Origin of the sequence: Rhodoferax sp. TH121, assembly GCF_002251855.1 — a bacterium.
Lineage (GTDB): Bacteria > Pseudomonadota > Gammaproteobacteria > Burkholderiales > Burkholderiaceae_C > Allorhodoferax.
Window position 1 is genome coordinate 243,408 of the sequence record NZ_NOXW01000022.1, and the last position, 21,460, is coordinate 264,867.

13 protein-coding genes are annotated in these 21,460 nt (G+C 58.6%); 4 read left to right on the plus strand and 9 right to left on the minus strand.

What is annotated here, in order from left to right; genetic code table 11:
• Positions 1–55: 55 nt before the first annotated feature.
• The gene (gene uvrA / locus CHU94_RS15485) at positions 56–3,073 is read right to left on the minus strand and encodes an excinuclease ABC subunit UvrA (protein ID WP_141211476.1); all 3,018 of its coding nucleotides are present in this window, start codon (positions 3,071–3,073) and stop codon (positions 56–58) included.
• A gap of 130 nt (positions 3,074–3,203) precedes the next feature.
• Between uvrA and CHU94_RS15490 the strand changes: the two genes are divergently transcribed.
• Both CHU94_RS15490 and ssb read left to right on the plus strand, forming a co-directional pair.
• A complete protein-coding gene (locus CHU94_RS15490) occupies positions 3,204–4,382 on the plus strand; it encodes an MFS transporter (RefSeq protein WP_094481524.1) in 1,179 nt (392 codons plus the stop codon).
• Between the two features lie 26 nt (positions 4,383–4,408).
• A complete protein-coding gene (ssb, locus tag CHU94_RS15495; protein WP_094481526.1) occupies positions 4,409–4,915 on the plus strand; it encodes a single-stranded DNA-binding protein in 507 nt (168 codons plus the stop codon).
• 103 nt (positions 4,916–5,018) lie between these two features.
• Here the strand turns inward: ssb and CHU94_RS15500 are convergent, their stop codons facing one another.
• Positions 5,019–6,878, minus strand: coding sequence for a TolC family outer membrane protein (locus CHU94_RS15500; RefSeq protein WP_176452054.1), 1,860 nt, complete (start codon positions 6,876–6,878; stop codon positions 5,019–5,021).
• Positions 6,879–7,087: 209 nt separating this feature from the next.
• On the opposite strand from CHU94_RS15500, the gene CHU94_RS15505 reads away from it, so the two are divergent.
• Together CHU94_RS15505 and CHU94_RS15510 are read left to right on the plus strand one after the other, a co-directional pair.
• Complete coding sequence (locus CHU94_RS15505) at positions 7,088–7,792, plus strand: transglutaminase-like cysteine peptidase (RefSeq protein WP_255033992.1); 705 nt, start codon at positions 7,088–7,090, stop codon at positions 7,790–7,792.
• A 23-nt stretch (positions 7,793–7,815) separates the two neighbouring features.
• Positions 7,816–9,735: an EAL domain-containing protein gene (locus CHU94_RS15510; protein WP_094481532.1), complete on the plus strand. Its 1,920-nt coding sequence runs from the start codon at positions 7,816–7,818 to the stop codon at positions 9,733–9,735.
• A 26-nt stretch (positions 9,736–9,761) separates the two neighbouring features.
• Here the strand turns inward: CHU94_RS15510 and CHU94_RS15515 are convergent, their stop codons facing one another.
• From CHU94_RS15515 to CHU94_RS15545, 7 genes are all read right to left on the minus strand, one after another.
• Positions 9,762–14,834, minus strand: coding sequence for a retention module-containing protein (locus CHU94_RS15515; protein ID WP_094481534.1), 5,073 nt, complete (start codon positions 14,832–14,834; stop codon positions 9,762–9,764).
• 93 nt (positions 14,835–14,927) lie between these two features.
• Entirely contained in the window at positions 14,928–15,563 is a 636-nt protein-coding gene (locus CHU94_RS15520; protein ID WP_094481536.1) for a response regulator transcription factor, read from the minus strand.
• Positions 15,560–16,888, minus strand: coding sequence for an HlyD family type I secretion periplasmic adaptor subunit (locus CHU94_RS15525; protein ID WP_255033993.1), 1,329 nt, complete (start codon positions 16,886–16,888; stop codon positions 15,560–15,562). Before CHU94_RS15525 ends, CHU94_RS15520 begins: the two co-directional genes overlap by 4 nt.
• Positions 16,889–16,977: 89 nt before the next feature.
• Positions 16,978–19,161, minus strand: coding sequence for a type I secretion system permease/ATPase (locus CHU94_RS15530; protein ID WP_094481538.1), 2,184 nt, complete (start codon positions 19,159–19,161; stop codon positions 16,978–16,980).
• A gap of 4 nt (positions 19,162–19,165) precedes the next feature.
• Positions 19,166–19,489 (minus strand): hypothetical protein, encoded by a 324-nt coding sequence (locus tag CHU94_RS15535; RefSeq protein WP_094481540.1) that lies wholly within the window; start codon positions 19,487–19,489, stop codon positions 19,166–19,168.
• Positions 19,490–19,602: 113 nt separating this feature from the next.
• A complete protein-coding gene (mnmA, locus tag CHU94_RS15540) occupies positions 19,603–20,739 on the minus strand; it encodes a tRNA 2-thiouridine(34) synthase MnmA (RefSeq protein ID WP_094481542.1) in 1,137 nt (378 codons plus the stop codon).
• A 91-nt stretch (positions 20,740–20,830) separates the two neighbouring features.
• Positions 20,831–21,328 (minus strand): NUDIX hydrolase, encoded by a 498-nt coding sequence (locus CHU94_RS15545; RefSeq protein ID WP_094481544.1) that lies wholly within the window; start codon positions 21,326–21,328, stop codon positions 20,831–20,833.
• Positions 21,329–21,460: the final 132 nt, after the last annotated feature.

Consider the following 21,460-nt stretch of genomic DNA (forward strand, 5'->3'; position numbering starts at 1 on the left):
TCAGTAGCTTCTTGCGTATGTTCCACGCAGGCTAGAGGCCTATTTGGCTTAAAAATTAGCCTCTGCACCCGGTTGAAAGCAGTGCCTTCAAATACCGCCCTGTGTGGCTCTCGGGGTTGGCCGCAATGTCCTCCGGCGTCCCTACCCCCACCACGGTGCCACCGCCCGCACCGCCCTCGGGGCCGATGTCGATGAGCCAGTCCGCGGTTTTGATCACGTCCAAGTTGTGTTCGATGATGACGATGGTGTTGCCCGCGTCGCGCAGCTGGTGCAAGACCTTGAGCAGCAGCGCAATGTCGGCAAAGTGCAGGCCCGTAGTCGGCTCGTCCAGGATGTAGAGCGTGCGGCCGGTGTCGCGCTTGCTCAGTTCCAGGGCCAACTTCACGCGCTGCGCTTCGCCGCCAGACAGCGTGGTGGCGGCTTGCCCGAGGCGGATGTAACTCAGGCCCACATCCAGTAGCGTCTGCAGCTTGCGCGCGATGGTGGGCACGGCTTGCAAAAACTCGTAGGCCGCTTCTACCGTCATGTCCAGAATCTGCGCTATGTTCTTGCCCTTGTACTGCACCTCCAGCGTCTCGCGGTTGTAGCGCTGGCCGGCGCACACGTCGCAGGGTACGTACACATCGGGCAAGAAGTGCATCTCCACCTTCACCATGCCGTCGCCCTGGCAGGCTTCGCAGCGGCCGCCGGCCACGTTGAAGCTGAAGCGGCCCGGGCCATAGCCACGCTCGCGCGCGGTGGGCACCTCGGCCATCAGTTCGCGGATGGGCGTGAACAGGCCGGTGTAAGTGGCGGGGTTGCTGCGCGGTGTTCGGCCGATGGGCGATTGGTCGACGTTGATGACCTTGTCGAAGTACTGGATGCCGTCAATGCTCTCGTGGGGCGCGGGTTCATCGTGTGCGCGGTAAAGCTGGCGCGCCACGGCGGCGTACAGCGTGTCGTTCACCAGCGTGCTCTTGCCCGAGCCGGACACGCCAGTCACGCATGTGAGTAGCCCCACAGGGAAATCCGCGTTCACGTTCTTCAGGTTGTGGCCGTTGGCACCGGTGATACGGATGGCCTGCATGTCCCCCTGGGTGGCGATGTGGTGCGCCTGGCGCTCGGCCCATGCCAGTGCGGCCTTGCTGGGCGCGCCCTTGCCACCCGCGGCCTTGGCTACGGGAGCCTTTTCGGGAACCACGGGCAGCCAGGGCGTGCGGCGCTTGGGCACGTCAATTTGTAGCGTCTTGGCGAGGTATTGGCCGGTCAGTGAGTCGGGGTGGGCTTTGACTTCATCAAACGTGCCTTGCGCAATCACGCGTCCGCCATGCACGCCCGCGCCCAGGCCCATGTCGATCACATGGTCGGCGGCGCGCATCATGTCCTCATCGTGCTCCACCACCAGCACGCTGTTGCCTATGTCGCGCAGGTGCTGCAGGGTGCCGATCAGGCGGTCGTTGTCGCGCTGGTGCAGGCCGATGCTGGGCTCGTCCAGCACATACATTACACCGGTCAGGCCGGAGCCGATTTGCGAGGCGAGGCGGATGCGCTGGCTCTCGCCGCCGGACAGTGTCTCGGCGCTGCGGTCCAGACTCAGGTAGTTTAGGCCCACGTCGTTCAAAAACTTCAGGCGCAGGCCAATCTCGCGGATCACCTTGGAGGCGATCTCGCCACGGGCGCCGCTAAGCTGCAGGCTGCTGAAATAGTCAAAGCTCTCGCGCAGGGTGACGTGGCTGATCTCGTAGATGGCGCGGGCCTGGTCGCCTTCGCCCACCTTCACGTGGCGCGCCTCTTTGCGCAGGCGCGAGCCCCCGCAGTCTGGGCAGGGCTGGGTGCTGCGCAGGCGGCCCAGGTCTTCGCGCACCAGGGCCGAATCCGTCTCGCGGTAGCGCCGTTGCATATTGGGGATGATCCCCTCGAAGGGATGTTTCTTGGTGACCTTCTTGCCCTGCTGTGCGCCCGAGTCCATCACGTAGCTGAACTTGATGTCTTCTTCGCCCGAGCCAAACAGGATGGCGTTCTGCACGTGCTCTGGCAGGCTTTCGAACGATGCGTCGATATCGAACTGGTAATGCTTGGACAGGCTCTCCAGCATGCTGAAGTAATAGCCATTGCGCCGGTCCCAGCCCTTGATGGCGCCGCTGGCCAGGCTCAACGTGGGGAAGGCGACCACGCGCGTAGGGTCGAAGAACTCGTGGTTGCCCAGTCCGTCGCAGGTGGGGCAGGCGCCCACGGGCGAGTTGAAGGAGAACAGGCGCGGCTCCAGCTCGGCAATCGAGTAGTTGCACACCGGGCAGGCGAATTTGGCGTTAAACAGGTGCTCGACCCCGGTGTCCATCTCCAGCGCAATCGCTCGGCCACCGGCCAGGCGCAACGCGGCTTCAAAGCTTTCGGCCAAGCGCTGCTTCAGGTCGGCGCGCACCTTGATGCGGTCCACCACTACGTCGATGTCGTGTTTTTCTGTCTTCTTCAGTTTGGGCAGGTTTTCCGCTTCGACGGCTTCGCCGTTGATGCGAAAGCGCACATAGCCTTGGGCCTGCATGTCGGCAAACACCTCCAGAAACTCACCCTTTTTCTCGCGCGCCACGGGAGCGAGGATCATCAGTTTGGTCTCTTCGGGCAGGGCCAGCACTGCGTCCACCATCTGGCTGACCGTCTGGCTTTGTAGCGGCAAGTTGTGGTCCGGGCAAAACGGGGTGCCCGCGCGGGCGAACAGCAGGCGCAGGTAGTCGTGGATTTCGGTCACCGTGCCCACGGTGGAGCGGGGGTTATGGCTGGTGGCTTTTTGCTCGATGCTGATGGCGGGCGACAGGCCCTCGATCATGTCCACATCGGGCTTGTCCATGAGCTGCAGGAACTGCCGTGCGTAAGTGGAAAGGCTCTCCACATAGCGGCGCTGGCCTTCGGCATACAGCGTGTCAAACGCCAGGCTGGACTTACCCGAGCCCGATAGCCCCGTGATCACCACCAGTTGGTTGCGCGGGATGTCCAGGTCGATGTTCTTGAGGTTGTGGGTGCGGGCGCCCCGCACGCTGATGTTCTGCTGCTGCAGGGCCCGGGCGAGGTACTTGCCGTCGTCAGTAGGAGAGTTCAAGGGTGTGGCCGCCAAAAGAGTAACCCGCCATGATAGACAATGTTGGGCTGCGGTGTCGCCTCCTGGTTTCTGCCGCCTTTACTGCCCGAGAGTGACTGCCGTGTCTGCCCCCTCTGTTCCCGATACCTCCATGACGCCGCTGGAGCGGCGCTCCAGCGCTTCGTTGGCGCTGATTTTTGCCCTGCGCATGCTGGGGCTGTTCCTGGTCCTGCCCGTCTTTGCCCTGGAGGCGCGCAAATACCCGGGTGGCGAAGACACGGCACTGGTGGGTATGGCCATGGGCATTTATGGCCTCACCCAGGGGCTGTTACAAATCCCGTTTGGCATCGCCTCAGATCGCTTTGGACGCAAACCTGTCATGGTGATGGGCTTGTTGGTGTTTGCAGCGGGCAGCGCCGTTGCTGCCTGGGCGCCCACACTCCAATGGCTGGTGGCGGGGCGCGCTTTGCAAGGAGCTGGTGCCATCTCTGCGGCGGTGACCGCCCTTTTGGCCGACCAGACCCGCGACGCTGTGCGTACCAAGGCTATGGCGCTGGTGGGTGCCAGTATTGGCCTGGTGTTTGCGGTGTCTCTGGTGCTATCTCCTTTGCTGGCGGCCTATGTGGGTTTGCATGGCCTGTTTGCCTTGACATCCCTGTTGGCCGTGGGAGGGATTGCGGTGGTTCTGTGGTGGGTGCCACCTGAACCGGCCCAGCAGGTGGACCAGGCGCGCGGAGGCTTGCTGGCCGTGTTGCGCCAGCCTGCGCTGTTGCGCCTGAACGTGGGGGTTTTTGTGCTGCACGCCGTCCAGTTGGCGATGTGGGTGGCCTTGCCGGGCCTGCTGGTGCAGGCCGGATTGGTGCGTGATTTGCACTGGCAGGTGTACCTGCCAGCGGTGCTGGCCTCGTTTGTAGTGATGGGCGCCGTCCTGTTCCCGCTGGAAAAACGTGGGTATTTGCGGGCCGTGTTTTTGGTTGCCATCGGATTGATCGGTCTGGTGCAACTGGTGCTACTTGTGCTGAGTGGGGCGGCACCGGGCATTTGGACGCTGGGGCTGCTGCTGCTGGTGTTCTTCTGCGGCTTCAATGTCCTGGAAGCGAGCCAGCCCAGTTTGGCGTCGCGGGTGGCTCCTGCTGCGTCGCGTGGTGCAGCGCTGGGGGTTTACAACACCTTGCAGTCCCTGGGATTTTTCACTGGCGGCGCTGTGGGGGGCTGGCTGGTGAAGTCAGCTGGGCCACAGGCCCTGTTTGGCGCCTGTGCGCTGGCGATGCTGGCCTGGCTGGTGGTGGCTTGGCCCATGCGGGCTCCGGCGGCTCGGGCAGCGGCATAATCTGCGATTAATCTGGAGAAAGTCCCATGGCATCCGTCAACAAAGTCATTCTGGTCGGCAATTGCGGCCGCGATCCCGAAATCCGCTACCTGCCTTCTGGTCAGGCGGTGGCGAACGTCAGCGTGGCCACCAGCAGCCGCCGCAAGGACAAGAACACCGGCGAATCCATTGAAGACACCCAGTGGCACCGCGTCACCTTTTATGACCGCTTGGCAGAGATTGCTGGCGAATACGTGAAGAAAGGTCGCCCGATTTACGTGGAAGGCCGCCTGAAGTACGGCAAATACACTGACCAGTCTGGCGTCGAGAAGAACACCGTCGACATTGTGGCCACTGAACTGCAGCTGCTGGGTGGACGTGAAGGCATGGGTGGCCCTGGTGGGGACGGCGATGAGGGCGGTGGTTACCAGCAAGCCCCTCGCCGCCCCGCGCCGCCGCCCCGCGCGGCAGCCCCTGCACCCGCACCGCGTCAGGCGCCCGCGCCGCGGCCCGCGAGTGGCTTTGACGATATGGATGACGACATTCCGTTCTGACGCGCAGCGGCAGCGAGCTCAGCCATCTTGAAGGGGCTGCGCCACACGCAAGAAAAAAGCGACTGGGTTCCAGTCGCTTTTTTCTCTTTGGGGCTTGCTGTCCCTAGAAGGTCCGGCCCTTGGTGACGGTTTCGCGCACGATCTTCCAGCTGTTTCCAACGCGGGTGAGGGATAGTGTTTTTTCTACGCTGTCGCGGTAGTCCACCGAGCCGTATTCTTGCTTGAACGACACTTCCGCGTTATTTGCGTCACAGGACAGTGGCTTGATATCGCTGATGGCAGCTTGGATGTCGCCCTGTTTGCCGATGCGTTTTTTGCGCAGGTTTTCCCATGCGTTGCGGCTCAGGCCCATAGCTGGGACAAAGTTGTCAGCGTAGTGGCCCAAATAGCTGCTCGCATCTTTGGAGTTCCAAGCAGCAAGCCAGGTTTGCACTGCGGAGGGGATCTGGGCGCAGGCCTGAGCCACGGGGTCCGGTTTGGGCGCTACAGGTGCTGGCGCTACAACCACCGGGGTTGGCTGCGGCTCCGGCGTTACCGGCTTCGGGCTTGCCATGGGCACGGGAGTTTTTTCAATCGAGGGTAGGGTGTGGCTGCTGCATTCCATCAGGTCGTCCTTGTCCTCGGTGCCGCCTGCCGTGCTGGGCAGATCGGTTGACAGCGGACGTAATTGCAGCGCTTGCAGCAGAGAGCCTGATGAGGCCAGTACCCGTGCATGGGAGAGTTGCAGGTCGTACTCGGCGTTGGCCAGCGCGCGTCGCGCTTGGTAATACTCGTTTTCGGTATCGAGCAGGTCCAGCAGCGAGCGTTGGCCGATGTCGAATTGCTGCTGGTAGGCGACGCGGGCTTTGGAGGTCGAGAGTTCGTGCTGTTGCAGTAGCTTGATTTGCGAACCCAGACGTACCGAGTCGTTGTAGGCAATCTGTCCGGTTTGCCAAGTGTCGCGACACGCCTTGTCGCGCAAGTCGAAGGCAACATTGAGTTTGGAGGCGTACTGCTTGATCTTGGCGATATCCGAGCCGCCACGGAACAGGTTGTAGCTGAGGACCAGCTCCATGACGGAATCGCGGTAGTCTCCACTGACGCCGCTTTGGTTGGTTTCGAAGCTTTGGCGGGCTCTGAACTCCAGAGTGGGGTAGAGCGGCGATTTGCGCTGGTTCATGTCAGCGCGGAAAGCTCGCAGGGTGGAGACTGAAGCCAGGAAGTCCGGGTTTTGGGCGACTGCGCCGCGCAGAAATTCGATACCCTGGGGCATGAAGCTGACCAAGGGTTGGGGGGGCGTTAGGCTCGAGGCCGGGATGTCACCAACCAAACGCTGGTAGCGGGCTGACACGTCATGCAGGTTGCTGACTTCGGTGATCCAGTTGGATTCCGCCAGCGCCATACGGCCTGAAGCTTGTTCCAGATCCACACGCCGGCCAACACCGGCTTGTACCTTCTGGTTGAGGCGTTCGTAGACTTCGCGGTGGGTCAGCAGGTTGTCTGCGGCCATCTCCACCAGCTCGCGGTAGCGGATCACGTCCAGGTAGGCGCGTGCCGTTTCCAGTCCAATCTGGTTGCTGGCAGATTGAAGTTCGTAGTAGCTCGCTTGTTGGGTATGACTTAGCCGGCGCACCTCGTTCAGGGTGGCGAAGCCGTCAAACAGGGTTTGGCGCAGCTGGATGCTGGCCCGGTTGGCATTGTAGGACTTCGCGCTGGCCAATGAGGGTTTGACCGTTTCATTGGTCGAGGTACCCGCTTCCAGGTCTATACGGGGTAACCAAGCACCTTCGGCGGATTTGCGTTCCTGCTGGGAGGCTTCGAAATTGTGGAAGCGGTATTTGACTTCGGGGTTCTGCAGAATCGCCCGTTCTACGGCGTCCTTGAGTGTGGAGGGGGATGCAGGGGCATTTGTCGTTTGGGCTTGGGCACTCCATGCGAGTGCAATAAGCGCAATGGCTTGGCTGATGGTGGTCAGTCTGGTCATGGATAGAAACTTCTTGGGTTCCAAGCGTGCCATGCTTGTGTGGAGACGGATGCGCTATGCTAATCTTTTGCTCAGCGCTAGTCTTAGGATTATCGTGGAGTCCCGCTTTTTGGGGCACTTGCCGACCTCCATTCAACCGCTGAAAACCCGGCCTAAATGCGATGAATGTCACGTAATCCGGATTTTTTTCAGCGAAGCACTGTCCCCCCATGACCGGCACCTCACGCGCACGCTTGGTATCTCTTGCTTCATTGCGCGGGATGCTGGCTGCTTGGTACTGTTGGGTGTTGGTGGTCGGTGTCGCCAGTGGCGCGGCAGACTTTGACCGGCTGCTTGCAAGTCTGACCCAACGCTGGGGCAGCGCACCTAGTGCAAAGTTCAATGCATGGCGGGCTCTCGTGCAGGCAGGCGCTGCAAGCTCTGATCTTGAACGGATCAAACGGGTAAATGGCTTTTTTAATCAGCAGTTGCAGTTTGCCGAAGACAGTGTGGTGTGGTCCCAGACCGACTATTGGGCCACGCCGATGGAGTCGATTGGACGTGGGGCGGGGGACTGTGAGGACTTCTCGATTGCCAAGTACTTCAGTTTGCTGCAGACGGGCGTAGCCCCCGAGAAGCTGCGTCTGATATACGTGCGCGCCAAAACTGGTAGTGCAGACGGTGCCCCGACGCAAGCCCATATGGTGCTGGCTTACTACGCGCAGCCTGATGCGGAGCCGTTGATCATGGACAACCTGATTCCAGACATTCGGCCCGCTTCGCGCCGGCCGGATCTGGTGCCGGTCTTCAGTTTCAACAGTGCTGGTGTGTTTGCAGGGATTGCCGGCGGCGAGTCTGCTGCGGCCGGTGGTACGGGGCGTTTGTCGCGTTGGGAAGATTTGCTGCGGCGTGCCAAAGCAGAAGGTTTTGACTAGGTCGTTGGCCTGAGGAGATAGTTATGTCGATGTACCGTCAGTTGTGGTTGGCCATTGTGGCCAGTATGTTGCTGGCCTTGGGCGGAAGTTTGTTGGCCTCATTGCTCAGCGCTCGCGGTTATCTGGAGTCGCAGTTGTCCATCAAAAATACAGACAACGCGACAGCTTTGGCTTTGTCCCTGAGCCAGGGCAACCCGGATGCTGTGATGGTCGATCTGGTGGTGGCATCCTTGTTTGACAGTGGCCACTACGAGCTGATTCGTATCAATGACCCTGCCGGGAAGACGATGACCGAACGGGTGAGCGACGCCAAAGACGCAGGAGCTCCCCTATGGTTTATTCGCCTGTTGCCGATTACCGCAACGCCAGGACAGGCTCAGATCAGCAGCGGTTGGAAGCAGTTTGGTACTGTGTCTTTGGTAAGCCATAGCCGGTTTGCCTACGGAGCTCTGTGGAAAAGCGCCTATGAAATGGTGCTGGCCTTGTCGGTTGCTGGTGTGGTGGGTGGTTGGCTGGGTTCCATGGTGTTGGGCCGTATTCGCAAGCCTTTGGATACTGTCATTGAGCAGGCCAAGGCTATTGCCCAGCGACGCTTTGTAACGGTGGAAGAGCCGCGGGTTCCCGAACTCCAGCAACTGGCACTTGCGATGAATGTGACAGTGGGACGTCTCAAGAGCATGTTTGAGGAGGAGGCGTCGCGACTGGAGGTGGTGCGGCAAGAGGCCAATTTTGACCCCCTGACGGGCCTGGCCAATCGCTCGCATTTCATGGCACGCCTCAGACAGTGCATCGACGCGGAAGATTCGGTCGGTGGATCGCTTGTGTTGGTGCGTTTGGCCAATCTGGCAGATATCAACCGTCGTCTGGGCCGCGTAGCGACCGATGATTTTCTGAAAACTGCCGGAGCTGTGATTGCCGCCTGTGCAGACAGTGTGCCCAGTGGGTCTGGCGCACGACTTAATGGAGCCGACTTTGCGGTGCTATTGCCTGCCGAGCGTGCAGCGTTGGCCGTGGCGCAGCATCTATTGCAGCAATTGGTGCGGGTTTCGGCACCTTTTGTGGATGGTCAGGCCTGTGCTTGGCTGGGTGTTGGTCAGTTTGTGCATGGAGACGACCTGGGGAGTCTGCTCGCACGCGTGGATTTGGCGTTGGCTACTGCGGAGGCGGGGCACGCAGACGGAGTGCGTGAGGCCCCGCAGGATGCCGCTGACGAAATGCCACGCACGGCAGAGCAGTGGGCGGTGATGATTTTGCGTGCGCTGGAGCATGGTTGGGTGCGACTGATATCCTTCCCTGTTATTAATGCGGAGGGCGGTTTGTCGCACCGTGAGTGTCCTCTGCGATTGATGTTTGATGAAAAAGGGGAGTGGCTCCCCGCGGGGCGGTTCCTGCCCGTTGCAGAACGCTTGAAACTGACGCCCGCTTTGGATCTTGCTGCAGTGCAGTTGGGTTTGAAAGAGCTTCGCGCCGAGCCACAGCTAAGTGGCTTGGCGATCAATCTGTCCGCCAGCTCGTTGCAGGATCCGCAGTTTGGATCACGGTTGCTGGCGTTGATCGATACGCACAAGGATGTGGCTGGGCGCTTGTGGCTAGAGGTCTCCGAAGCTGGTGCTTTGCAGCACCTGCCTGCCTTCAAGCCGCTTTGTACGGAGTTGAAAGAGCGTGGTTGCCGTATTGGGCTGGAGCATTACGGCGATCATTTCAGCCAGATCGGTCTCTTGCATGAATTGGGTTTGGATTACCTCAAGGTCGATGCCAGTTTTGTACGCGGGGTGGACTCCAATGCGGGCAACGCTGCGTTTCTCAAAGGGCTGTGCAGCATCGCCCACAATATTGGCCTGCAGGTACTGGCTGAAGGGGTTGCCACCAGTGCAGAGTTGACTGCACTGGTGGGTATCGGTTTTGATGGCGCGACCGGGCCTGCTGTGACGAACCCCGCATAACAGTACCAGCCCCCGCTACGGATTGCTTAGTCAGTAATAAGCTTTCCCTTTGATAACAGGTCTGCAACGATCTGTTGGTCGTTCGAGAAACTGCCGACTAAGTTGACGCCCTGTAGGGTAATAACTTGGTCTTGCTTGGACTCCTGGTAGCCGCCAGCAAACTGTCCGGCACTGCTAATGTGTGCAATGGTATTGCCACCCACGTATTCAAAGTGTAGGTAGTTTGCAAGGTTCCCAGTATCTAGTCCCGTGTGTGTTTCCGCGGTCAACAGGTCGCGCAAATCAAGGACGTCACCATTGCTGCTCACCGGAGCGGCGTCGAAACCAATGATGGTGTCAGATGCCGCCGCGGCTCCAGTGGTTCCTCGGTCTGACAGCTGCCACTTGAATGTGTCGACCATCCCATCACTCAACGCAGTGCTTCCTCCATAGAGGATATCGTTTCCTGCGCCGCCACTAATCAGGTCTGCGCCGGCATCTCCACGGATGGTGTCATTTCCTTCGTTGCCGCGCAGGTCATCGTTGCCTGTACCACCCTGAATGTCATCGTCACCAGTGCCGCCTTCCACATAGTCCTTGCCGCTGCCGCCAAGCAATATGTCGTTGCCCTCATTGCCGTACAGCTGGTCATCGTCGGCACCGCCGTCGATGGTGTCATTGCCTGTGCCGCCTTTGATAATGTCTCCCCCCGCCCCGCCATTAATTGTGTCGTTGCCTGCAAATCCTGACAACGCATCGTTGCCCGTCGTTCCATTTAGTGTGTCTGCGCCGACAGTTCCTTGAATTTCGTTGGTGACAATGTGCAGAGTCAGGCTAGAAGACGAGGAGTCTCCTTGATCGTCCGTCAGTGTGTAGCCGATAGTTTGATCTGGGATATTGGTCGCCGCGCTGTTCAAGTTGACTGCGTTGAAGCGCACGCCGTCAATCATGACGCTTGCATTGCTATTGGGTTCGATGCGAATGCTGCCAATACTGCTCCAGGTGCCGGGCAATGTGACATACCCTTCGCTCGTTATGGCGATTTGTCCCAATAGGTTGCCTGCAATGTCGTAGGCAGTTACGGCGACAGCTGTACCCGTGCCTAAGTTGCTATTGCCTGAATTGATGTTCAGTTGCAGATTGGTGACGCCTTGAGCGTAGGTTGCCCGGTTAAAGGTAATCACCAAAGTCTCGAGGTTGTCGAGTCTTTGGTTGGCGCCACCTCCGTTGACACCCACGCCAGGTGAGCCTCCGAAGTTAATAGTTCCATCTGGTGCATTGACGTTGCCTGTACGGGTTACGCCTTGCAGAGTTACACCTAGACCTGAAGGGTCTGTCTCAAATCCAATTGTCTGCTGTGCGCCGGTGCTGGGAGCAGTGGTTTGTGAAGTCGGTGGCGTGTATTTGTAGTATCCGTCACTGTGGAATACTAGGGTTGAACCGTCCGTTGAGCTGGTCCAGCTCAATTCATTGGCAACATTTACGCTATAGCTTCCCCCACCCAGCGTGCCTGAGCTTGGTGTTGTCAGGTTGAATGTGGCGCCGTTGAAGGTAATAGACGTCACTTTGGCATTGTCCACCATGTTATCCGCGCCCGCGCCCAGGTTAAATACCGTGACGGCTTGTCCGGCTCCATCGGTTCCCGTAGCCGTGACTACATTCCCCTCGAAGAAGGTGTTTTTGAGGAACAACGTGTCGCGGTCTGCATTGGCAATCGGACGACCATTGACAATCTTGATACTCTCTACTGCGCTCGCGGTGTCTCCATCACGGTCAATCACACTGAAGCCGATATCTATTTGATCACCGCTGGTTGCTGAACCTTGTGTGTAGTAAGAGTAGTCACCATTTTCGAAGTTGAAAACAAGCGTTCCCTTAGTGAATCCCAGCCCACTATTCAAGGTCAGCAAAGTTGCATTCAATGTCACCGTGGTGTGTACACCCGTACGATAAAACTCATCATAGGTAATTTGGTTGGTACCATTGAAAGTGAATCGTACGGTGGTGTCAGACAGAGTGTCCGTGTCGTTGCCATCGAGCAGAACGTCAATGTATTGAACATAGCCGCCGTCTGCCCCAATCTTCACATAAGGGTTGCCTCCAGTTGTTCCGACGTTGCCGCCAAAGCTGGGTGGGATGGTCGCGTTCAGGGCTTCCGACAGCTGATTCAGGTCGTTTACCAGAATTGCAGGATCCTTTGTATTGCTCTTATCTGCATCTATGTTGTGAATGCTGTCTAGTGGCGCGGTGTTGCTTATACCGCCGCCAATGCCGATGGCATAGGATTGAACTGACGGGTTATTCGCCAGAAATTGTGTGTAGCTAATAGGGTTGGCTGGTGCGTTTGTCTCTGTCGCAGGTGTCAAAGTGCCGCTTGCGCCCACACTCACAGTTGGAACTCCATCGGAAACAAAGTACGCAATATTGGTTTTGCTGGCGTCGATAGTGCCGAACATGTCCTGAATTTTGTACAAACCATCTTCATAGTTTGTCGAGCCTCCAGATGCGGGTATGGCGTTGATTGCCGCAATCGCATCTGCCTTGGAGGTCAGCAATGTAGTTCCCGCGGTGGCTGTCCCAGAAAAATATCCAACCTTTACCGTCACGTTAGCCGATTCATCGTAGTACTTGCTCACCATATCGATGAGTGCCTGTTTGGCCACCGCCAAGCGACTGGAAATGCTCGCATTTCCATCGGCGTCTACAACACGCACGGCACCGCCGTCGCCAGTGTTAATCATGCTGCCAGAAGTATCTAGCATCAATACCAGGTTGTAACTTGTCGCAGCTCCACTTTGCGGCACCTCCACGGTGTGAGATTGCACAGCTGGTACGTCATCCACAATGGTGACTCGCAAACTTGCGCTTCCACCAGTGCGTGTGTAGGTGAACTGCTCCACCAAATTCAATGGTGTTGCTCCTGAGGCGCTGTCGTTGTCTACGCGGTCTGTGAGTGTATAGGTGTAGCTGCCCGTGGTTCGGTCCACAACCAAAGTTCCGTACGCCGTAGTCGCTGTGTAGATGTTTCCTGAGAGTGTGACCGTACTCCCGGCGGGCCCTGTAATGGCAGTAATGTTTCCGCTCAACCCCACATCGTTGGTCCACAAACTACCGCTGGCGGTACTGGCTCCGGTACCACTGCCCGTGCTCAACGCCGATTCATTGACGATAGCCAAGTCGTCGCGTGCATTGAAGGCAGATAGATTGACCGATCCGGTACTGGTTTGGCCATCTTGGTCTGTCAGTGTGTAGCTGAACGAACCAGATCCTGCTGTGGTTGGGGTATAGGTGTAAGTCTGAGTCGCGGCGTTGTACGTTAGTCCTGTCGGTAGAGTTCCATTGGCCGTGATGGTTGCATTGTCGAGCAGCAGATCGTTGGCCATCAGATCTGCACGCGTAAAGGTAACTGTTTGCCCCACCAATGCCTGATAAACATCGTTGGTCGCGATCGGTGCTCCGTCGTTGATAGGTGAGACGGTGATGGTTGCTGTGGCCGTATTTCCGGAAACTAAGCCTGCGTTGTCCTTGCTTGTGTAGGTGAAGGCCGTTGAGCCGTTCCAATCCGAGGATGGCATGAAGTAAAAGGTCCGCGCATTTGCGCTGGCTGTGTAGTCGATACCCGTTCCTGCCAGTTGAGTCATTGCGGCATCGAGGTACAAACGACCGTTGACAGGCAGACTTGTAAGGGTGAATACGCCTATGGTTCCATCCACATCACTTCCCGTTACGGTAACAGGAATGGCTGTGTCCTCGTTTCCGTTGGCCGTGGCATTGTTCGTCACTGGGGCATCGTTGACAGGAATCACTGTTACCGTAGTGGTTGCCGCATTTGAGGTTGTGGTGCCATCTGTCACAACTGCGGTGATATTGCGAGGCGTTGTGCTCGGATTCTCTAGGGTGTTGGAGAACGTGATGGCCCGCAATGCGGCTTGGTAATTTGCCAGTGAACTTGAGCCTGTCAGCGTGATGACATTTCCGGTGACGGTTGCAGAGATTCCTGCGGTCAATACACCGACGGTCAGTACGTCACCTGCCTGTGCGTTGGTCAGCGTGATGGTTGCGCCTGTTATTGCGGTCGAGTCAGTATCTGTGATAACGACATCCGTGTCGGCTATTGCTACTGCAGAACCGCCTTCTGTGAATGTGGTGAGGTAGTTTGCCCCCGTTGTTGTGCTGTTGTTGTTGTCCAGATCCAAGGTTGGTACAGCATCATTGTTGAGGATGGAGCCGCTGCCGGTGTCGCCGGTGGAGACCAAGGGGTTGGAAGAGGAACCAGCGCCCAGGATGACAGTCTCGGTGGACTCGGTGAGAGCGTCATCGATGACGGCCACGCGGACCTGCACGGCGGTGCCGGCAGCGGGCAGGGTGATCTGGTTGGAAGCAGGCACGGCGACCCAGGCCGAGCCGTTGTAGTACTGCAGGTTGTTGTAGTCAACGCCATTGGTGGCGGAGCCAGCCAGACTCAGGGTGACGGTGGTGTTGGCCGCCACGGGAGTGGACAGACTGACGTCGTAGACCAAGAAATTGCCATTGGCCTCGGCCACGGAGGTGGCGTCGGAGATGACGACGTTGGCGGTGGTCGTGGTGGCGGCAGAGCTGGGCAGTGGCGAATCTTGTGCAGCGCCACCCAACGGGTCTTCTTGCAATTCTCCGTTCTGTGGGTCTGCGGCACGTTGAATGCCTAGAGCGGTCAGTTCTTCGCTGATGCGTACCAAGCGCACAAAACTGTGTGAATCACCGCCTTCTCCCCCTCCGAGTCCGGCTGCCGTAGCTTCCAGCTCTGAAGACAGGTCGCCAGTTCCCGTAGCTAAGGCGCGCGTAATTGCCTCTGCTCCGCTGTTGAGGTCTTTCAGTGCAGCTTCCGTGGGGTCTGTGGGCGAAGTGCCGAGCAAGTTTGCATCCAGCAACAGTTCACGGCCTGAGGTAATGCTCAGAGGCTGCCCATTGGGCAAGGCAAGCTCCAGCACGGATCCATCTTCTGTGGCGACGATTTGACCTTCTTGGACCTCGTCACCGAGTTTCAATGGGCGTCGGCTGCCATCCGCATTAACGATCCAAGCCTTGCCCTGCAGGATCACAACAACGCCACGTGCTTGGGCGGTAACTTGGTTGGCAGCCATACAAACTCCAGAATTCAGCGAATTGATATTCACTGACTCTAGGGCACTCGGGCTCGTCTGCCTATTGTCCTCAAGTACAGGTTGTGTGGATTTTTACTGGATTCCGTGAACCTTGAGGGTCAGTTGCAGGCGATCTGCGATGCCTAGTTTGTCAAAAACGGCGCTCAGGTGGGCTTTGACGGTTCTCTCTGATATGTCGCATTGGTTCGCAATATCCTGGTTGGAGGCCCCCTTGGCTGCTAGCAGGGCGACCTGCTTTTCGCGAGCGGTCAAGGTCAGCGCCCAAGCGTCAGTCGTCGGTGTTCGCGCGGCGACATGGTTTGCAGTCTGTATCAGCTTCTGCATTAAATTTGTGCCAATCCAGACATGCCCCACCCGTACGACTTGTTCTACTTGGCGTAACGTAGCGGCATCAGCGTAGGCGTGGCAATACCCGGCACAACCTGCATCCAGTGCTGCAACTGCTTCTGCGTCCTTGGGATTAGAGCTCGCGGCTACCACACGCACATGCGCATGCCGCAGAAGAGGTACCCAGTCGGGGTGATTCCATGCAGGTAACCTGGGTGTGGACAAGTCGATCCAAAGCAGCGCGGATTCCGTGAGGGTGTTTGGCGCAATGGCACTCAGCGCAGGGTAGGTAGAGCTTTTGTTACCTTTCAGCGCTTTTTTCCAGTGCGACAACAGTCCCACATCTTGGCTGAGAAACAGCCCTTTGGTAGTTCCGCTCATCGCTCAGTCAATGCTCGCGCCTTGGCACGTAGGATGGGTTTGAGCAAGTAGGACAGAACCGTTTTCTTGCCTGTCAAGATATCCACCTCTGCCACCATGCCGGGAATGATCGGCAGCTTTTGCTGGCCGATGGTATTGGACAGGGTGCGAACACGGACCACGAAGTAGGCATTGCCTTTATCATCGACTACGCTATCCGCACCGATTTGTTCCAAAGTGGCTTCCAATCCTCCGTAGACCGCAAAGTCGTAGGCAGTGAATTTCACGAGGGCTTTTTGGCCTGGCCGTAAGAACGCAATGTCGCGGGGCAAGACCTTTGCTTCCAGCAGCAACGCATCATCGGATGGCACCAGTTCGATGACATCTTTGCCAGGTTGGACAACTCCACCTACCGTGTTAACTTTGAGTTGCTTTACCGTGCCATTCACGGGTGAGCGGATTTCCGTTTGTTTAACCCGGTCTTCCAGCGCTGCGCTTCCTTCTGATAACGTGCTCAGTTTGGCATTCACTTCGCTGAGCTCCGAGCGGGCTACGTTACGGAATGTGAGTTCTATCTCCTGGATCTTGCGATTGGCCTCGGCGACAGCTGACTCTAGGCGCGGTATATCGGAGTTGGCACTGTCGCGCTCTCCACGGTAGCGGGCAACATCGCGTTCCAGCCGCAGCAGTTCTACGTCCGAGACTGCGCCGGTTCGGACCAAGGGGCGAGTCATATCCAGCTCTCGTGCGGTCAGGGTGTAGCTCTGTGCGGCTTGCTCTCGGCGGGCTCGCATCGAAACCAATTCCTGGCCGCGTTGCGTAGCTTGCTGACGTGCCACGCCAATCGTGGCATCCAACTCCGCACGGCGGGACTCGTAGAGTGCACGCTCTGCTTCCACAATGTCAGGCGCCTGCTGAACCACTTCCTCTGGCGGGCTAAAGCGGGAACTTTCTGCCAAGGCGCGCAAACGCGCTCCTTTGGCTAACAAAGCCAAGTACTGGGATTGGTTCTCGCGCAAAGACGACACCATGCGTGTGGGGTCGACTTTCAGCAGCAAGTCGCCTACTTTGACGGTCTGCCCTTCGCGCGCCAAGATCTCGGACACGATCCCGCCATCCATGCTTTGCAGTATCTGGATTTGGCGGGAAGGGATGACCTTGCCCTCGCCGCGGGTCACTTCATCCAGAACTGCAAATGCGGACCACAGCAAAAGCACTGCCAATGACGCCACGCTCAGCCAGATCACAATGCGTGCCCCCTGGGGAGTTTGCTCTGCGATGGCCCAGTCCGCGTTGGCATCAAAGTCGCCATCCTGTTCACTGTGCTTGCCGACCACGGCAAGCATGCAGCGGTCTATCCAGGACGAGCAGAATGCGTAAAAACGCTCCCACGCCATTTTCCAACGCGGTTTGTCTGAGGTGACCTGCTCAGCCATCATGCGGCCCTCCCGACACGGCCACTTTGCAGCGCTTCGACGACCTGGGCCTTAGGCCCGTCCGCCATGATTTGCCCGTTGTCAATCACGATCAGGCGATCAATCAACTCCAATAGGGAGGTCCGGTGAGTCACCAGTACCACGGTCTTGCCCATGGTGAAGCGCCGCAAGCGGGCTTTGAGAAGATCCTCGCTCTGGTGGTCCATGGCGCTGCTGGGCTCATCCAATAACAGGATGGGGGAGTCATTGAGCACTGCGCGCGCGATGCCGACGGCCTGGCGTTGTCCGCCTGACAATGATTCCCCGCGTTCGCCTATCGGCATGTCAAAGCCGCGGGGGTGGCGGTTGGCAAATTCGGTGACACCCGCGATCTCGGCGGCAGCAATCACATCCTGGTCCTCAGCAAACGGGGCACCCAGTGCAATATTTTCCTTCAGCGTGCCATAGAACAGGCTCACATCCTGGGATACAAACCCGGCAGCCCGGCGCAACTCGGCTGGGTCAATCTGCCGCGAGTCAATGCCATCAATCAAAATCGCTCCCTCGGTTGGCTGGTGCAAACCGAGGATCAGGCGCTGGATGGTGGACTTGCCAGAGCCCACGCGGCCAATGAAGGCCACTTTTTCTCCCGCATGGATTTTGAAGGACACCCGGCTCAGCACGGCCTGTTGCTGTCCTGGGTAGGTGAAGCTGACGTTCTTGAATTCGATGGTTCCCTGGAAACCTGTGCGATGCAAGAAAGCTGCGTCGTCCGCCCGTTCCGGTTGGGTTTGCATGTGGGTATCAACCGAGGCCAAGCCACTCTTGGCGCTGTGGTACTGCATGAGGAGTCCAGCTACCTGACCAAACGGCGCCATGGCGCGCCCCGCCAGCATGGATGCTGCGATGATTGCCCCCATGCTGATCTGGTTGGACATCAACAGGTAGACGCCGACAATGACCGTGGTGACCGACACCAGTTGTTGCAGCATTTGCGCAAAATTCAGGGTCCCACTGGACAACAGTTTCAGTTTGGCCCCGTGCTGCGCTAGAAATACTGTGGATTGCTCCCACTTGCGCTGGAAAGCGCTCTCCGCCACCATGAATTTGATGGTTTCAATGCCTACCAAGCTTTCTACCAATGTTGCGTTGCGCTGCGCGCTCGCACGCTGAGTGACTTCCACCAGTTCCTGCATTTTTTGCTGCACGACCAAGGAAGCCAGCAGCAGCAAAGCAATGCACACCAAGGGCGGGATGAGTAGCCATGGAGATATCCACGCAATCACCAGCAAAAACACCAGTACAAACGGCAGGTCGACCAGCGTAGTGATGGATGCCGATGCCACAAAATCGCGGACTGCCTCGAAAGCCCGCAGGTTGGCGGCAAAAGAGCCCACGGAAGCCGGGCGGTCGGCCATGCGCAGGCCCAGTACCCGCTCCATGATGCGGGACGACAGCGTCACATCGATGCGCTTGCCTGCGGTATCAAGAATGTGGGCGCGCAAGATGCGCAGCACCATGTCAAAGCCCATCATCAGCAGGACACCAATTGACAGGACCCACAGCGTCTCTTCCGCCCGGTTGGGTACCACGCGGTCGTAGACCGTCATGGAGAACATGGGCATGGCCAGCGCGAAGACGTTGATCAGCAGCGCCGCCAGCAGGCTGTCACGGTAGAGGCGCCAGTTTTGAAATACCACTCCCCAAAACCAGTGCCCTGACTTGACTTGGCCGGTTTGCGGGTTGCGCGGTTCAAACTTGAAGACCGGGCGCACAAAAAATACTACGCCTGCAAACAAGGCTTCCAGCTCAGCCTTGGGGAGTACATCACTCGATTCGCCCCCCTCAGGGAAGCGGACCCTGGCCTGGCCATCTTCCATCCACTCCAGCAGCAAGCACGCCTGCTTGTCTTTGAGCAACAAAATGGCCGGCAACAAGCCGGGGCGCAGGTCGGACAGTTCCCGGCGTGCCAGGCGTGCAGTCAGGCCCGCCCGCGCTGCGGCCCGTGGAAGTAGCGCGGGAGTGACCAGATTGCCCTCCAGTGGCAAACCGGCAGAGAGAGCTTCTTGGGTGGTTGCGATGCCAAAAAGTCGGGCAATCGCAACGACGCTGTCCAGCAAGGGATCGAAGTGAAGACTGCGCTCGCCCAATCGCCAAGCGGCGGGTTTGGCGGGCGTGTGTGGTGGAGTGGGTGGAGTCACCATGTGGTTAGAGAAGACGCTCGTCGCCACCCAGCAGATTCAATGCTCCGTGCATGCGGTTGCGCAGCCCCTTGCGCAGCATGAGCTTGCGCTGGGCAGCATCGGGAAGGTCCGTATGGCGGATGACGTTTTTCATGATGAGCGTATCAATCAAGTCTTCCAGCACGCGCACAAACTCTGCGTCCGCCTCATTGAATCCTGCGGTACCGCCTCTATTGCCCAGGAAGCGCTGGATGTCCGGATGTTCGTCGGCGAGCAATTCACCTCCCGGCCGTTCGTCACGAGCCAGTGAGGCAATGGATCCGTCGCTGTTGCGGAGTACATGGAACATGGACGTGGGCTTTCAAGTGGTCCCTAGCGAACTGTATGCAATCCGCCTCTCGGGAGATGTTAGCACCGGCTTCGATAGCGCAAATGCCAAATATGTCATGAAACCGCGGTTTTTCAGCTGGGGGTATTCGCTTCCGTATGGGGCAAGGACGTTGCAATCACACCCCCACCCAGGCACACGTCGCCGTCATACAGCACGGCGGATTGCCCGGGTGTCACAGCCCACTGAGGGGCCGCAAAATGGAGCGCAAACGATGATCCAGGTTCGGCTGCCAAGGTACATGGCGCATCTGCCTGGCGGTACCGTGTCTTGGCGGCCAAGAGGCCTGCGTCAGGTGGGTGTCCGGCGATCCAGCTGGCATCTTGCGCCAGCAGCTGGCTGGATTGCAGCCAAGGGTGGTCATGTCCTTGCACCACCCACAAGGTGTTGTTCTGCATGTCCTTGCGCGCGACAAACCAAGGGGCGTGGTCGCCGCTGCCGCGCTGCGCACCCTTGGCCTTGAGCCCGCCAATGCCCAGACCTTGGCGCTGGCCGAGGGTGTAGAAGGACAAGCCCACGTGCTCGCCAATGGTGTGCCCTTTGGCGTTTTTGATGGGACCGGACTCTTTGGAGATGTAGCGGTTCAGGAACTCGCGGAAGGGACGCTCGCCGATAAAGCAGATACCGGTGGAGTCCTTTTTCTTGGCGTTGGGCAGCCCGATCTCATCCGCAATCCGGCGTACCTCGGTCTTGTGCAGCTCGCCGACGGGAAACAGCGTCTTGGACAGCTGGGCCTGGTTCAGTCGGTGCAAAAAGTAGCTTTGGTCCTTGGCAGGGTCCAGGCCCTTGAGCAGCTCGTGCTTGCCGGTAGCGCCATTCAGCCGGACCCGGGCATAGTGCCCGGTGGCGATCTTCTCGGCCCCCAGGCGCATAGCGTGGTCCAGAAAGGCCTTGAACTTGATCTCGGCGTTGCAGAGGATGTCGGGGTTGGGCGTGCGGCCGGCCTGGTATTCACGCAGAAATTCGGCAAACACGCGGTCGCGGTAGTCGGCGGCAAAGTTGACGTGCTCGATTTCGATACCCAGTACGTCTGCGACAGCAGCGGCGTCGACGAAGTCGATGTTGGAGGAGCAGTACTCGCTGTCGTCGTCATCTTCCCAGTTTTTCATGAAGATGCCGACCACCTCGTGGCCCTGTTGTTTCAGTAGGTGGGCGGTGACGGCGGAATCCACCCCGCCACTCAATCCCACCACGATGCGTTGCTTGCTCATGCCCCTGATTTTACGGGGTGTGCCAGGCCTCGTGTTTTGGGGTGAAAATGACCTCTGTAGCCCGTGGATATTGCGCAATAAGCTCCTGTTTTTATAGCATTTTTTGCGGCTGCCAGAGACTGTCATCGGCGTAGACCAGCTCCAGCGGGTAGCGCTGACCGCGCAGGTAGTCCTCCATGCACCGCAGCACCAGCGGGCTGCGGTGGCGGTCTTGGCTGTTGCGCAGTTCATCGGCCGTCAGCCACACGGTGCGTTCAATGCCGGTGTCCAGCGTGCGGCCCGCGTCAAAGGCGCCCAGGGTGCCGGCGTAGGCAAAGCGCAGGTAGGTCACGTCTTCCAGCGCATCGGCGCGCTGACGCTGGAAGCGCGACAGGTACAGGCCTACGAGAAAGGTGGGCGTGAAGGCGTAGGCCGTTTCCTCTAATACCTCTCGGGAACAACCCTGAGCGGGGGATTCGCTGGGGTCCAGGTGGCCAGCCGGATTGTTCAGGCGCAGGCCTTCGGGGGTGTGTTCTTCCACGAGCAGAAAGCGGCCCTGCTGCTCTATGACAGCGGCCACGGTGACACTGGGTTTCCATCGTTGGGTCATGCCAGATTATGGGCATGGCGGGTTGGGCTGTTTTGCGCAGGCCCGCCGTGCCAGTGCCGCCGCGCAGGCGTTTGCGTGGAGAAATTCAGTTAAAGTTGCCGCCCAGTATCCTTTCGCGAAGCTTACCGCCGC

Excerpts from the sequence above, each read along its gene's own strand:
- CHU94_RS15505 (WP_255033992.1), top strand. The coding sequence starts at position 7,088 with ATGACCGGCACCTCACGCGCACGCTTGGTATCTCTTGCTTCATTGCGC.
- CHU94_RS15530 (WP_094481538.1), bottom strand. The coding sequence starts at position 19,161 with ATGGTGACTCCACCCACTCCACCACACACGCCCGCCAAACCCGCCGCT.
- CHU94_RS15525 (WP_255033993.1), bottom strand. The coding sequence starts at position 16,888 with ATGCTTGCCGTGGTCGGCAAGCACAGTGAACAGGATGGCGACTTTGAT.
- CHU94_RS15535 (WP_094481540.1), bottom strand. The coding sequence starts at position 19,489 with ATGTTCCATGTACTCCGCAACAGCGACGGATCCATTGCCTCACTGGCT.
- mnmA (WP_094481542.1), bottom strand. The coding sequence starts at position 20,739 with ATGAGCAAGCAACGCATCGTGGTGGGATTGAGTGGCGGGGTGGATTCC.
- CHU94_RS15500 (WP_176452054.1), bottom strand. The coding sequence starts at position 6,878 with ATGACCAGACTGACCACCATCAGCCAAGCCATTGCGCTTATTGCACTC.
- CHU94_RS15520 (WP_094481536.1), bottom strand. The coding sequence starts at position 15,563 with ATGAGCGGAACTACCAAAGGGCTGTTTCTCAGCCAAGATGTGGGACTG.
- CHU94_RS15510 (WP_094481532.1), top strand. The coding sequence starts at position 7,816 with ATGTCGATGTACCGTCAGTTGTGGTTGGCCATTGTGGCCAGTATGTTG.
- ssb (WP_094481526.1), top strand. The coding sequence starts at position 4,409 with ATGGCATCCGTCAACAAAGTCATTCTGGTCGGCAATTGCGGCCGCGAT.
- CHU94_RS15545 (WP_094481544.1), bottom strand. The coding sequence starts at position 21,328 with ATGACCCAACGATGGAAACCCAGTGTCACCGTGGCCGCTGTCATAGAG.
- CHU94_RS15515 (WP_094481534.1), bottom strand. The coding sequence starts at position 14,834 with ATGGCTGCCAACCAAGTTACCGCCCAAGCACGTGGCGTTGTTGTGATC.
- CHU94_RS15490 (WP_094481524.1), top strand. The coding sequence starts at position 3,204 with ATGACGCCGCTGGAGCGGCGCTCCAGCGCTTCGTTGGCGCTGATTTTT.